Genomic DNA, 12,811 nt, shown 5'->3' with positions numbered 1-12,811 from the left:
CGATGCGAAAGCTCCTCATCCTGAGGAGCGCGCGAAGCGCGCGTCTCGAAGGACGAGGAGCTTAAGCAAGATTCCTTGGCGCCGCCGCCGTTGACAGGCCCGCCGACGCGGACACATATAGCGCCGCTTCCCGCGGGACGCGAGCGCCTCGCCCATTTTCGGTCTCCATGTCACGCCTGGTTATGAAATTCGGCGGCACCTCGGTCGCCACCGTCGAACGCATCCACAATGTCGCGCGCCATGTGAAGCGCGAGGTGGATGCTGGGCGTGAGGTGGCTGTGGTGGTCTCGGCGATGGCCGGCAAGACCAATGAGCTTGTCGCCTGGTGCAAGGAGGCGGCGCCGCTTTGCGACCAGCGCGAATATGACGCCGTCGTCGCCTCGGGAGAACAGGTGACGGCCGGTCTTCTCGCGATGGCGTTGCAGAAGGCGGGGGTGCCCGCGCGCTCCTGGCTCGGCTGGCAGGCGCCGATCTACACCAACGCCACGCATGGCGCGGCGCGGATCGAATCAATCGACGGGTCGGGCATCGTCGAAGGCTTCAGCCGCGGCGAAGTCGCCGTCATCGCGGGCTTTCAGGGCGTGCACCGTGAAACCGGGCGGATCACGACCCTCGGACGCGGCGGCTCGGACACGAGCGCCGTCGCCGTCGCGGCGGCGATCAAAGCCAAGCGCTGCGACATCTATACGGACGTTGACGGCGTTTACACCACCGATCCGCGCGTCGTGCCGAAGGCGCGGCGCATGGACAAGATCGCTTTTGAAGAGATGCTGGAAATGGCGTCGCTCGGCGCGAAGGTCCTGCAGGTGCGCTCGGTCGAGGTCGCGATGGTCCACGGCGTGCAGACCTATGTGCGCTCGTCCTTCGACGATCCGGAAAATCCGGGGCAGGGGACGCTGATCTGCAACGAGGAGGACATTGTGGAAGCCCAGGTCGTCACAGGCATCGCCTTCTCGCGCGACGAAGCGCAGATCACGCTTCGGGGGGTCGCCGACAAGCCGGGCGTCGCGGCGGCGGTGTTCATGCCCTTGGCCGAGGCGGGAATCAACGTCGACATGATTGTGCAGGTCGTCTCCGAGGAGGGCATGACCGACATGACCTTCACCGTGGGAACCGCTGATTACGAGCGCGCCTTTGCAATCATCGAAAAGGTCAAGGACGCGATCGGCTTCGCGAGCATAACCGGCGAAAAGGACGTGGCCAAAATTTCCGCGATCGGAATCGGCATGCGCAGCCACGCCGGCGTGGCCGCCGAGGCGTTTCGCGCTCTGTCACAGAAGGGCGTCAATATCCGCGCCATCACCACGTCGGAGATTAAATTTTCGGTGTTGATCGACGAGGCCTATACCGAACTCGCCGTTCGCACGCTGCACTCGCTCTACGGCCTCGACGCCGCTTAGCTGGGTGGCATAGCCACGCTTGAACGCCAGCGTCGCCGCGACATCTACCGCAACCACAATGGTTCGCGTGGAGGATGTCCCATGGAAGAACTTACCAATAACGTCGTCTCCCAGACGAAGCTCGATCCGACGGTCGCCAAGGCGGCCATCGGCCTCGTCCTCAGTTTTCTTCGCGACAAGGACACGACCGGCAATATGCAGGTCATGATCGCCAAGATGCCGCGCGCGCAGCAAGACATCGAAACGGCGCAGTCGGTTGGCGACGGCGGCGTCACGCAAGTCATCGAAGGCATGACGAGCTTTATCGGACACGGCCGCGCCGATGTGAACATTCTTGCCGGACAGCTTGAAAAGCTCGGAATCAGCGAAGCTCAGACCGATGCTTTGGTGCGCGAAGTGTTAAGGCGCGCCGAAAATATCCTTGGCGCCGAGGGCGCCGAGAAGATCAGGAACATTCTGCCGGCCCTGCGTGAGCGCACCGACTCGCCGACGGATCTGCGTCACTCGGCGTAATGATCTGGCTGACGCGCCCGTCGCGCGCGTCAGCCATCCGGCGGACTTATAAGCGCAAACGAAACGCGCTTGATTTTCCTTTCTGTGGCGGCGACAGTCCGGCGTCTTTCGGTTTGCGAAGGGGAGGCCTGCAATGGATGAACTGGTGGCGCGCGTCTCGGCGGCCCTTGGCGTTGACGCAGAGGTCGCCAGGACCGCGGTGGGCCTCGTTTTGGGATTCCTTCAAAAGGAATCGCGTGACGGCGCCGTATCGGAATTGCTCGCTCAGCTTCCCGGCGCCCCTGAGGCGATCCAGTCCGCCGAATCAGCGGGCGGCGGCGGCGGGCTTGCCGGCTTGATGGGGGGTATGGGCGGGCTGATGGGCCTTGCCGCCAAGCTGAACGGCGCCGGCGTCGATATGAGCCAGGTTCCAAAACTGGGTCATGAGATTTTCGGCTATGCCGAAGAGAAAGTCGGGCCGGAAAAGCTGCGGGCGATCGTCGATTCGATCCCGGGCATCGCGCAGTTCGTCTGATCCCTATCGTCTGAGGCTTGCGATCGTCACGCCGCTCGCGCGCAGCGCCCCGAGAAGGGCGCCCGCGTAGACGAGCGCGCCGACGACCGCGAGCGCGGTGAGCGCGACGAGATTGGCGAGAGCGCCGAAATGCGCGCCAAGCGCCAAGGCGGATGAACGCCCGAAAATGGCGACGGCGGCGAGACAGGCGCTGGCGACGAACGTCGCGCCGAGCGTCTTCACGAAAATGGCGTCGAATCGCATGCCGTCCCGGGCGAGCGCGAGTCCGACGAGCGCGGCGAGGTTGATCCACAATCCGACGGACGTCGCCGTCGCGAGGCCGACCGCGCCGAGCGGTCCAAACAGCACGATCTTCAACGCGACATTCGCGGCGAGCGCCGCCAGCGCGATGAGCATCGGGGTTCTGGTGTCGCCGCGCGCCTGAAAACTCGCGCGGGCCGAGGCGATCAGCACGAGCGCCATCAGACCGGCGCCATAAGCGGCGAGCACGTCTCCGGCGGCGTAGGCGTCGGCCGCCGAGAATTTTCCGCGCTGGAAGAGCCCCGCGACGATCAGTTCGGGAATCGTGTCGAAGGCGATGAAAAACGGCGCCGTGGCCGCGACGGTAAGCGCCATGGTTCGGCTCTGCGCGTGAAGCGCGCCCGCCTCATCGCCCGCCGCGAGCCGGCGGCTCATTTCGGGCAGCAGCACAGTCCCGGCGGCGATGCCGATCACGCCGACGGGAAGCTGGTACAGCCGCTCCGCGTAAGAAATCGACGACACGCCGCCGTCGGGAAGCATCGACGAGAGAATCGTGTCGGCGAGCACGGCGATCTGCGGACTGGCCGAGCCGATGATCGCCGGCCCGAGGCGGATGAAGAAATCGCGCACGCGCGACCAATGCGGCCTGCGCAAGCGTTGCAGGACGCCAATGCGCCGCGCCTGCCACATCAGTAATCCGAGTTCCAGAACGCCCGAGACGGTGACGCCCCAACTCGCCGCATAGCCGGCGTTGGGAAAAAGGAAGGCGACGGCGAGCGCCGCCATGACCGTAAGATTCATCAAATTTTGCGCGAAGGCCGGAAGCGCGAAGCGCCCATGAGCGTTCAACGCGCCTTGGTGCAAGACGAAAAGGGTGATGAAGAGCAAATAGGGAAAGGTGATGCGGGTGAGATTGACGGCCAGCGCGAATTTTTCCGGACGGTCGTCGAGACCGGGCGCGATCAACGAGACGAATTGTGGGGTCAACGCCCAGACGATCGCGAGCAAGATGATCTGCGAGGCGAGGAGCAGCGTGTAGACTTCGCCGGCGAATTCCTCGGCCGCGGCGTCGCTCTCCTTTTCGATCGCCATTAAGTAGGTCGGGACGAAGGCCACGCTGAAAGCGCCTTCGCCGAAGATCGCGCGAAAGCTGTTGGGCAGGCGCTGGGCGATGAAGAAGGCGTCTGAGACGGCGCCCGCGCCCATGATCGCCGACTGCATGGCGAGCGACAGAAATCCCGTCACGCGCGAGAGCAGGGTGAAGCCGCCGACCGAGAGCAGATTGCGAATCATCACAATCGTCCTAGCAGGATTTGGTTAAGCCAGCGCTCTTGTCAGTGCTGCGGGCAGTGGAGGGAGTATCCGCCAGTGATCGTGGCAAGCTCGTCGCCCTCGCCTCGCGACCAGTGAATGTTGGCGCTGCGACGGCACTTGTCGGAAATGTCGGCCCGGCGTTCGTATGTGGCGACGCCCTGATCCGCATCCACGGTGAATCCGTCGTCGCGCAGTTCGCCGATGAGATCTTCGACTTCCGTGGAGCCGGGATGGAAGCGTTGCGTCAGCCGGTCCTGGAAGAGCCGCTGGTCGGCCTCGGTTTTCGATTCGGGCAGGCCGGCGAGCAGGGTCGGCAGCGCCGGGGGCGATGCGAAGCGCCACAGGCGGACGCCGAATGCGCCGAACAGCGCGATCAGCGCCGCGGCGATCAGGAGATTTCTGCCGCGCAAGGGCGAACGGCGGGCATCGGTGTTCATGAATTCGCGCCTCGTCCCCTGTGTGCCGCTGCAGCGCATGACGCATCTGCGAAAGCCCGCCCGCTCAGTTTGTCGACGCCCTAGAGCAGGTTCCGAAAAAGTTGACAGACTTTTTCGATGAGAACCTGCTCCAACGTTTTGATTTGGAGCGATTCCTTATCGATCACATGATTCCATGTGATCGGGAAGCGCTCTAGTCGTCCGCTTTGCCGTTGGCCGCTTCGTTCTCGCCCAGCCTCTCGGCGACGAGATAGAGCGGCCTTCCCTTTACCTCATTAAAGATGCGCGCGACATATTCGCCGAGCACGCCGAGCGAAATCAGCTGAACGCCGGAGAAGAAGGCGATCGAGACCACCAGAGTGGGGAAGCCCGGCGTATCCACGCCAAAAATCATGGTGCGCGCCCAATAATAGACGGCCATGGCGATCGCGAAGGCGGAGATCGCCAAGCCTACATAGGTCCACACCTTGAGCGGAATCGACGAGAACGACATCAGCCCGTCGAGCGCAAATTGCGCAAGCTGAACAAAATTGAATTTTGACGTTCCGCCGGCGCGGCCTTCCACGTCGAAGGGCACGCCGATCGATTTGAAGCCGATCCAGGCGAAGAGACCCTTATTGAAGCGCGCGCGCTCGCGCATCGTCAGCAGCGCGTCGACCGCCTGCCGGTCCAGCAGGCGGAAGTCGCCGGCGCCCGGCGGCAGGCGCACGTCGCCAAAGTTCTCCAACAAACGGTAAAAAACATGTGTGAACGCTGTGCGCAGCTTGGGATCGGTCGCTCGGTCGATGCGCTGGCCGTAGACGTTCTTGTAGCCTTCCCGCCACTTCTCGATGAATTGTGGGATGACTTCCGGCGGGTGCTGCAGGTCGGCGTCCATGATGACGACCGCGCGTCCCTGCGTCTCGTCGAGTCCGGCGACGATCGCCACCTCTTTGCCGAAGTTGCGGGAAAGCGACAGGGCGCGAAAGCGCGGCTCCTCGGCGCAGAGGTCGCGCAATATCTCCAGACTTTCGTCGCTCGAGCCGTCGTCGACGAAGATCGCTTCATAGGAGACGTCGCATGCGTCAACCGCCGAGGCGAGTCTGGCTGCGAGCGAGCGAAGATTTTGCGCTTCGTTGAAGACGGGGATCACGAGCGATACATCGGGCCTGTTCATGGCGGCGTTTAAACCAATATTTATAGGCGGAGCATAGGATTAACGGGCGCAGCGGAGGCGAAGTCGCCTGTGCGGCGCAGAGGAGCGGGCGATGGTTGATAACCAGATTGTTGCCGTATGCGCGGACGATTACAGCCTGTCTTATGGAGTTAGCGCCGGCATTTTGGAAGCGCTTGACGCGGGGAGGCTCACTGCGGTGTCGGCTTTGGTGAATGGTCGCCGCTGGCCCGCCATGGGACTCGAATTGTCTCGCCGCAGTCGAACCGCGGACGTCGGCCTGCATTTCAACCTCACTCTGGGGCGGCCTCTAACGTCGATGCCGAAGTTCGCGCCGAACGGAGAGTTTCCCCCGCTCGCCAAAGTTGTTCAGATGGCCTTCGGCCGGCGTCTGCCAATGGACGAGATCCGCGCCGAGATTGATCGGCAGTTCGACCGGTTCGAAGCGGTGATGGATCGCCCGCCGGACCATGTCGACGGCCATCAGCATATTCACGTGCTTCCTGGGATCAGGACGGCGCTGCTTGACGCCATGGAGGCGCGAAGGCTCGGCGGCCGGGCCTGGGTTCGCGACGCCGGGGATGGGCTGCATCGCATTCTTTTGCGCGGCGTCAACGCCCGCAAGGCGCTCTCTGCGCTCTCGCTGGCTGGCGGCTTTCGCCGAGAGGCGCGCCAGCGCGGCTTCGGCGTCAACGACGGCTTCGCGGGATTCTCGAATTTTCACCCGAGCTTTGACTATGCGAGAATCTTTCAAAGCTATCTTCGAGCGCCGGGCCGCAGACATCTCATCATGTGCCATCCAGGCCATGTCGACGAAGAGCTGTGCAAGCTCGATCCGGTGACGATCACGCGTGAGCAGGAGCTTGCTTTCCTGCTGTCGACGCGACTGCCGGAGATGCTGGAGAAGCGCGGCCTGCGTTTGGGTCGTCTGTCGCAGGCCGACCGGAACCTCAGCGCCGAGCGCGCGGCGGCTCAGTAGATTCCTTCGAAGGAGATCGGCGCCCGTTTCTTGCCGTCCTCCAGATAGATGTCTTTCAAAAACGACGCGCGTCGGCGGTTGAAGGCCTGCAGCCACCAGCCATCGCCCAGCGGATCGAAGACCGGCGCGTCGGTTCGGCGGAAGATCGCGGTCGAGCCGACAAACTCCACCTTTTCGAACATGTGATCTTCGCTCAGGAAGTCCGCGAGCCGGCTGATGGTTGGAATATGAATGTCGTCGATGACGAGCAGCCCGTCCGTCTTCAGGTGCGGATAGAAGTAGTAATATTCGAGCTCGGGGAACGGAAATCCGTGCGGACCGTCGATCAGGACGAGGTCGTAGCGAAAATGGTCTTCGTGTCGCGGCAGCGTGAGCTGAGTCGGCCCAAAGACAAGGTCAAGGCGGTCCGGACGCGTCGCGGGACAGTTGAGGAAATAGTCGACGCTGGACGCTTTCTGTCCGCGGTCGTCAAAGCAGAAAACCTTGTGCCGTTGGGCGATGCGCGAAAAAAAAATCGTGGATTTTCCGCAGCCCGTTTCGGCCGAGAAGATTTCGGATCCGGTCAGCAGCCGCTCAATGCGCAGCAAGGTGCGCAGGGGCATCGAGCCCGCGCTGTGGGCGAAGCCGAAGGCGCGCTCATAGTCGCCGATTTCGGCGGCGATATTTTTATCGCGCGTCGCCTGGGCCCGCAGGGGCGACGGCATTGACGAGAGGGGAGAGCTCCAAAGCCTTCGCCGCACTCGATTGATCAGCTTGCGGGCGAAGAATGAGGGCATGGCTCAGGATGTTTCTCGAGAGTCCGCGGAAGCGGTTGACGGCTTATAGCAGCGCGCGCCTTGACAAGGAAGCGCTCGGCGGCAGCCGGCCGCTTTATCCCAGCGCCGAATAATTTCAAACGAATTCAATATCTAAACCGAAATCGAAGACCGGCGCGGAATGCGTCAGCGCGCCAACTGAAATAAAGTCGACGCCGGTTTTCGCGATTTCCGTCACGCTCGCCAGCGTGACCCCGCCGGAGGCCTCGCAGATCATCCGGCCGCCGACCAGCGCCACGGCGCTGCGCAGATCGTCGAGCGTCATATTGTCGAGCAGCACCGCGTCCGCCCCCTCGTGGAGGACCTCGCGCAGCTGGTCGAGCGTATCCACTTCGACCTCGATCTTGACGAGATGGCCAATATTCCGCTTGGCGGCGCTGAGCGCCGGAATGACGCCGCCCGCGACGGCGACGTGGTTATCCTTGATGAGCACGGCGTCGTCGAGGCCGAAGCGATGATTGACGCCGCCGCCGCATCGCACGGCGTATTTCTCCAAGGCGCGCAACAGGGGCGTCGTTTTGCGCGTGTCGCAGATGCGCGCGGAGGTGCCGGCCACGGCGCTGACGTAGCGCGCCGTGAGCGTGGCGACGCCGGACAGCCGGCCAAGATAATTGAGCGCAACGCGCTCCGCGGAGAGAATGGGCCGGGCCGGGCCGGAGATGATGGCTGCGAGCGTTCCCGGCTCGACGCGGGCGCCGTCGGTCGCCTGCGCTTCGAAGATGATCTGAGGATCCATCAGCGCGAAGGCGGCGCGCGCCGCCTGCAGCCCGGCGACCACGCCCGAGTCGCGCGCCACAATCCCCGCCCGGGCCTGCGCCCGCCGGGGGATGGTCGCCTGCGTCGTGACGTCGCCGGCGTGGCCTAAATCTTCGGCGAGCGCGGCGCGAACCGCGTCCTCGATCAGCATCGGGGGCAAATCGGGGATCATGAGTCCACCTCGTCGGCGACGCGCAGGACGGCGTCAAGCGTCGTGAGCGAGCGGCGCGCGCGCGCGGGGTCCGGCTGCGGAAAGTCGGAGCGGAAATGCGCGCCCCGGCTCTCGCGTCGCTTGAGCGCGGCCGCCGCTATGAACAGACCCGTCGTCAACATATTGCGCGCCTCAATATCGCTCGTTCGCGAGATCATGCGGCGGATCGACCGTACCGCGACCGCAAGCCCGGCGCCGTTTCGGATGACGCCCACATTCGCCGACATCAGATCGCGCATCTCTTCGATCACCGCGAAATCCTTGTCGCGCGGCGCCGGCTCGAGGCGCTCCGCCTTCGGGCGCCATTCGACCGGCGAGAGCGGCGTCGCGCGCAGGTCCGCAGCCACGCGGGCGCCGAAAACGATCGCCTCGAGAAGAGAATTGGAGGCGAGCCGGTTCGCGCCGTGAACGCCGGTCGAAGCGACTTCGCCGACCGCCCAGAGGCCATCGAGGTTGGTGCGTCCGCGCTCGTCGGTCCAGACGCCGCCCATATGGTAATGCGCCGCGGGCGCGATCGGAATAAGTTCGCGCGAAGGATCGATCCCGGCGCTCATGCAACTTGCGTAAACGGTCGGAAAGCGCGTCGGGAATTCGGCGCCGATCGCCGAACGGGCGTCGAGAAAGGCGCCCTTGCCAGCCTTGACGCTGGCGAAAACGCCGCGGGCGACAATGTCGCGCGGCGCAAGCTCCCCCTTGGGGTCGATGTCGAGCATGAAGCGGCGGCCATCCCGATCGACGATCGTCGCGCCCTCGCCGCGCAGCGCCTCGGTCGCCAGCGGCGCCGGATCGGCGTCAATGTCGATCGCCGTGGGGTGAAACTGCACAAATTCCGCGTCAGCGATCAGCGCGCCCGCCCGCGCCGCCATGGCGACGCCGACGCCGCGCGCCTCCAACGGATTGGTCGTGACCCGGTACAGATGGCCGACGCCGCCCGTCGCGAGGATGAGCGCCGCGCAGGGCGTCTCGTGGATCATGCCGGCGTTATCGCGCGCGCACACGCCGACCACGCGACCGCCGCGCACCACGATCTCCTGCGCGGAATAGCCTTCGACGATATGGATCGATGGGGTTCTGGCGACTTCCTTGGCCAGAATGTCCATGATCGCCCGCCCCGCGACATCGCCCTGGACACGCACGATGCGCCGACGCGAATGCGCCGCCTCCTGCGATGGGAGAAAGCCGCCGAGCGCCGACCGATCGAAGGGCGTTCCCATCGCCGCGAGATCTTCGACGCGCGCGCGCGCTTCTCGCGCCATGCCGAGCGCGACGTCGCGGTCGACGAGGCCGCCGCCCGCCGCCGCCGTGTCGTCGGCATGGCTTTCCGGCGTGTCGCCTTCTTCCACGGCGGCGGCGATGCCGCCCTGCGCCCAAAAGGACGAGCCGCTGTATCCGACGGGCGTCGGCGCGAAGATCGCCACGGGCGTCGGCGCCAGTTTCAGCGCGCAGAACACGCCAGCGAGCCCGCCGCCGACGATGAGGATGGGAGGCAAATTCTCGCGCATCGACGCCTAGTCGACCGCGACGGCGGCGAGCCGCGCGAGCGCGGCGGCCTCACGGGCGACCGCCGCTTCGACCAGGCTGCGCGCGCGCGGCGGCAAGGGCAGGGCGAGAGCCGCCGCATGGCCCTTGGGCGACATTTTGCACAATGTCTTGCCGAGAATGTCGACGAGCTTGTCGTCGGGATAATCCCGATGCTTTTCGAGAAATTCGTCGAAGTAATGCTCGAGAAAGACAATCGCGGCGATGTTTTCGAGCGCCTGCGACTCCGGGTCTTTCTTGAGCTGCTCCTTACGGATCAGCGCGCCGACATGCGCGACGGCCGCTTCGTCATAGCCATGCGCCCGCATGATCTGCGCAGCAAGATCGGCGTGGTGGATGCGGCAGGCGCGCCGCCAATCGTTGTAGCCGCGACGGCCCTCCTCATAATCGCCGCGCGCGATCTCCCAGCGCCGCAGATGTTGCGCGCGCGTCGCAATCTTGAGGAGATCGGAGGCGTCGGGATAGAGCGCCGCAAGCCGCGCGCTCATGCGCGCGGCGTAAACCAGCTCGAAGGCTCGGCCCTCGACGCGGCGCGGATCGTCGGCATTGGCGGCGTCGATGGCCGCAATCGTCGCATCGAGCGCCAGCATTGTCCGCCCTGTCCAAGTCAGGCCAAGCGGCCCACAGTCTAGCCTAGATCGATCATGCGTTGCACGCTGCGGCGCGCGCGCTCGGCCACTGCGGGGTCAACGGTCACTTCTTCGCGGACGTAAAGCAGGCTGTCGAGGATTTTCGGCAGCGTGATGCGCTTCATATGCGGGCAGAAGTTGCATGGTCGCACGAATTCGACGTCCGGCGTCTCGGCGGCGACATTGTCGGCCATCGAGCATTCGGTGACGAGCAGCACGCGGGCCGGCTTCCTGCTGCGCACAAAATCGATCATCGCCGCCGTCGAGCCGGCGAAATCTGAGACCTCGATCACCTCGCGCGGACATTCCGGATGCGCAAGCACCTGCACGCCGGGATGATCGGCGCGATAGTTCTCGATCTCCTCGGCGGTGAAGCGCTCATGCACCTCGCAGGCGCCGCTCCAGGCGATGATCTCCACCTTCGTCTGCGCGGCGACGTTCTGCGCCAGATAGCGGTCGGGAACCATGATGACGCGCTCGGCGCCGAGACTCTCGACGACCTTGACCGCGTTCGACGACGTGCAGCAGATGTCGACCTCGGCCTTCACATCGGCTGATGTGTTGACATAGGCGACGATCGGAACGCCGGGATATTGCTTGCGCAGGGCGCGCACGTCGGCGCCGGTGATCGACTCGGCGAGCGAGCAGCCCGCCTTCATGTCCGGGGTGAGCACAACCTTGTTCGGATTGAGCAGCTTCGACGTTTCGGCCATGAAATGCACGCCGCCCTGAACGATGATGTCGGCGTCGGATTTCGCGGCGAGCTTGGCGAGCTGCAGGCTGTCGCCGATGTGATCGGCGACGCAATGGTAGATCTCCGGCGTCATGTAGTTATGCGCAAGGATGGTGGCGTTGCGCACAAGTTTGAGATCGTTGATCGCCTTCACGTAAGGGGCGTGGAACGGCCACTCGACGGGCGGAATGACTCGCGCCACGCGTTCGTAAAGATGCGCGGTCGCAGCTTGAACCTCGGGCGTCCATTCCAGATCAGGGCGTGGCAGCACGGGAAAGCGGCTCGCGGGGCGGACGCCAAGGGCGCTCGCCGGAGGCTCGCGCCTCGCGCTCGGCGCGTTTCGAACGTCGCTGGTCAGGAGTGTCATTGTTTGGCGTCTCTCTCTTATACTCAGATTGAGTATAAGTAGCCCCCATAAAATCTCCGAGACGGATGCCGCTCGGAGCGCTCAAGCTTTCAAGACTAAGCCGCGGATGAGGATCTCGCAACCTCGTCACGCAAGACATGTGCTCGGCCCGAGTATATGTCAAGGGAAGGACGGGCGAGCGACTGCTCTGCGCTTTGGCGGATGACGCTTTCGGCGCTGGTCAAAGCTGCTATAGACGGCGCATGCAATCAGGGGCGCCGCCAGCTTCTTTCCCGCACCGCCACCTTCTCGGCATCGAAGGATTGACCCGTCCTGACATCGTCACCCTTCTCGACATGGCCGAGGAGGCGATCGAAGTGTCGCGGCGGGTCGACAAGAAGCGTTCGAGTTTGCGCGGGCGGACGCAAATCAATCTGTTTTACGAATCGTCGACGCGCACGCAGGCGTCCTTCGAGATCGCCGGCAAGCGCCTGGGCGCCGACGTGATGAACATGTCGGTCGCGCGCTCCTCGGAGTCGAAAGGCGAGACGCTGATCGACACCGCGGTGACGCTGAACGCGATGCGCCCCGACATCATCGTCGTGCGCCATGCGCACGCCGGCGCGGCGCATCTTCTGGCGCGAAAGGTCGACTGTTCCGTCGTCAACGCCGGCGACGGCGCCCATGAACATCCCACTCAGGCGCTGCTCGACGCGCTGACGATCAGGCGGAACAAGGGCCGCATCGAGGGGCTGACGATCGCGATTTGCGGCGACATTCTCCATTCGCGCGTCGCGCGCTCAAACATCCTGCTGCTTGGCGCGCTTGGCGCGCGGGTGCGCGTCGTCGGGCCTTCGACGCTTGCGCCGGACAGTCTTTCGCGGCTGGGCGTCGAGGTGTTTCACGAGATGAGGCGCGGACTCGAGGACGCTGACATCGTGATGATGCTGCGCCTTCAGCGCGAGCGCATGGCCGGCGCGATGACGCCGAGCGCCCGCGAATATTTCCACTTCTTCGGGCTCGACGAAGAGAAGCTCGCCTATGCGGCGCCGGACGCGCTGGTGATGCATCCCGGGCCGATGAACCGCGGCGTGGAAATCGACACCGCCGTCGCCGACAGCGCGCGCTCGCTTATTCGCGAACAGGTCGAGATGGGCGTCGCGGTGCGCATGGCGGTGCTCGAAGCGCTCGCGCAGCACCTGCCAAATGTGTAAGCTTCTCCAAAATCAATG

General features: G+C 64.4%; 13 protein-coding genes. 5 read left to right on the top strand and 8 right to left on the bottom strand.

Annotation, left to right across the window (positions count from 1 at the left end):
- The first annotated feature begins 167 nt into the window (after window positions 1–167).
- The 3 genes from BN69_RS01985 (at window position 168) to BN69_RS01975 (ending at window position 2,427) form a co-directional block, all read left to right on the top strand.
- Window positions 168–1,400: an aspartate kinase gene (locus tag BN69_RS01985; protein ID WP_014889865.1), complete on the top strand. Its 1,233-nt coding sequence runs from the start codon at window positions 168–170 to the stop codon at window positions 1,398–1,400.
- A gap of 81 nt (window positions 1,401–1,481) precedes the next feature.
- The gene (locus tag BN69_RS01980; protein ID WP_014889864.1) at window positions 1,482–1,913 is read left to right on the top strand and encodes a hypothetical protein; all 432 of its coding nucleotides are present in this window, start codon (window positions 1,482–1,484) and stop codon (window positions 1,911–1,913) included.
- 133 nt (window positions 1,914–2,046) lie between these two features.
- The gene (locus BN69_RS01975) at window positions 2,047–2,427 is read left to right on the top strand and encodes a DUF2267 domain-containing protein (RefSeq protein ID WP_014889863.1); all 381 of its coding nucleotides are present in this window, start codon (window positions 2,047–2,049) and stop codon (window positions 2,425–2,427) included.
- Window positions 2,428–2,430: 3 nt separating this feature from the next.
- Here BN69_RS01975 and murJ read toward each other — a convergent pair whose 3' ends face one another.
- The 3 genes from murJ to BN69_RS01960 form a co-directional block, all read right to left on the bottom strand.
- On the bottom strand, window positions 2,431–3,960 hold the full coding sequence (gene murJ / locus BN69_RS01970; RefSeq protein WP_014889862.1) for a murein biosynthesis integral membrane protein MurJ: 1,530 nt from the start codon (window positions 3,958–3,960) through the stop codon (window positions 2,431–2,433).
- A 41-nt stretch (window positions 3,961–4,001) separates the two neighbouring features.
- Complete coding sequence (locus BN69_RS01965; RefSeq protein WP_014889861.1) at window positions 4,002–4,418, bottom strand: hypothetical protein; 417 nt, start codon at window positions 4,416–4,418, stop codon at window positions 4,002–4,004.
- 193 nt (window positions 4,419–4,611) lie between these two features.
- Window positions 4,612–5,574, bottom strand: a complete 963-nt coding sequence (locus BN69_RS01960) for a glycosyltransferase family 2 protein (protein WP_014889860.1) — start codon at window positions 5,572–5,574, stop codon at window positions 4,612–4,614.
- A gap of 91 nt (window positions 5,575–5,665) precedes the next feature.
- Here BN69_RS01960 and BN69_RS01955 point away from each other — a divergent pair, with 91 nt between their 5' ends.
- Window positions 5,666–6,550, top strand: coding sequence for a ChbG/HpnK family deacetylase (locus BN69_RS01955; protein WP_014889859.1), 885 nt, complete (start codon window positions 5,666–5,668; stop codon window positions 6,548–6,550).
- Here the strand turns inward: BN69_RS01955 and BN69_RS01950 are convergent.
- The 5 genes from BN69_RS01950 to nadA form a co-directional block, all read right to left on the bottom strand.
- Window positions 6,544–7,254, bottom strand: a complete 711-nt coding sequence (locus BN69_RS01950; RefSeq protein WP_041926759.1) for a class I SAM-dependent methyltransferase — start codon at window positions 7,252–7,254, stop codon at window positions 6,544–6,546. The two genes, BN69_RS01955 and BN69_RS01950, sit on opposite strands and share 7 nt — an antisense overlap.
- Before the next feature lie 187 nt (window positions 7,255–7,441).
- On the bottom strand, window positions 7,442–8,293 hold the full coding sequence (gene nadC / locus BN69_RS01945; RefSeq protein ID WP_014889857.1) for a carboxylating nicotinate-nucleotide diphosphorylase: 852 nt from the start codon (window positions 8,291–8,293) through the stop codon (window positions 7,442–7,444).
- Window positions 8,290–9,834 (bottom strand): L-aspartate oxidase, encoded by a 1,545-nt coding sequence (locus tag BN69_RS01940; RefSeq protein ID WP_014889856.1) that lies wholly within the window; start codon window positions 9,832–9,834, stop codon window positions 8,290–8,292. Before BN69_RS01940 ends, nadC begins: the two co-directional genes overlap by 4 nt.
- Before the next feature lie 6 nt (window positions 9,835–9,840).
- A complete protein-coding gene (locus BN69_RS01935) occupies window positions 9,841–10,461 on the bottom strand; it encodes a DUF4202 domain-containing protein (RefSeq protein ID WP_014889855.1) in 621 nt (206 codons plus the stop codon).
- Window positions 10,462–10,499: 38 nt separating this feature from the next.
- On the bottom strand, window positions 10,500–11,600 hold the full coding sequence (gene nadA / locus BN69_RS01930) for a quinolinate synthase NadA (RefSeq protein ID WP_014889854.1): 1,101 nt from the start codon (window positions 11,598–11,600) through the stop codon (window positions 10,500–10,502).
- Window positions 11,601–11,842: 242 nt separating this feature from the next.
- Between nadA and BN69_RS01925 the strand changes: the two genes are divergently transcribed.
- A complete protein-coding gene (locus tag BN69_RS01925) occupies window positions 11,843–12,793 on the top strand; it encodes an aspartate carbamoyltransferase catalytic subunit (protein WP_014889853.1) in 951 nt (316 codons plus the stop codon).
- Window positions 12,794–12,811: the final 18 nt, after the last annotated feature.

It is taken from the genome of Methylocystis sp. SC2 (genome assembly GCF_000304315.1).
Classification (GTDB): domain Bacteria; phylum Pseudomonadota; class Alphaproteobacteria; order Rhizobiales; family Beijerinckiaceae; genus Methylocystis.
This window is presented reverse-complemented; position numbering and strand designations above follow the sequence as displayed.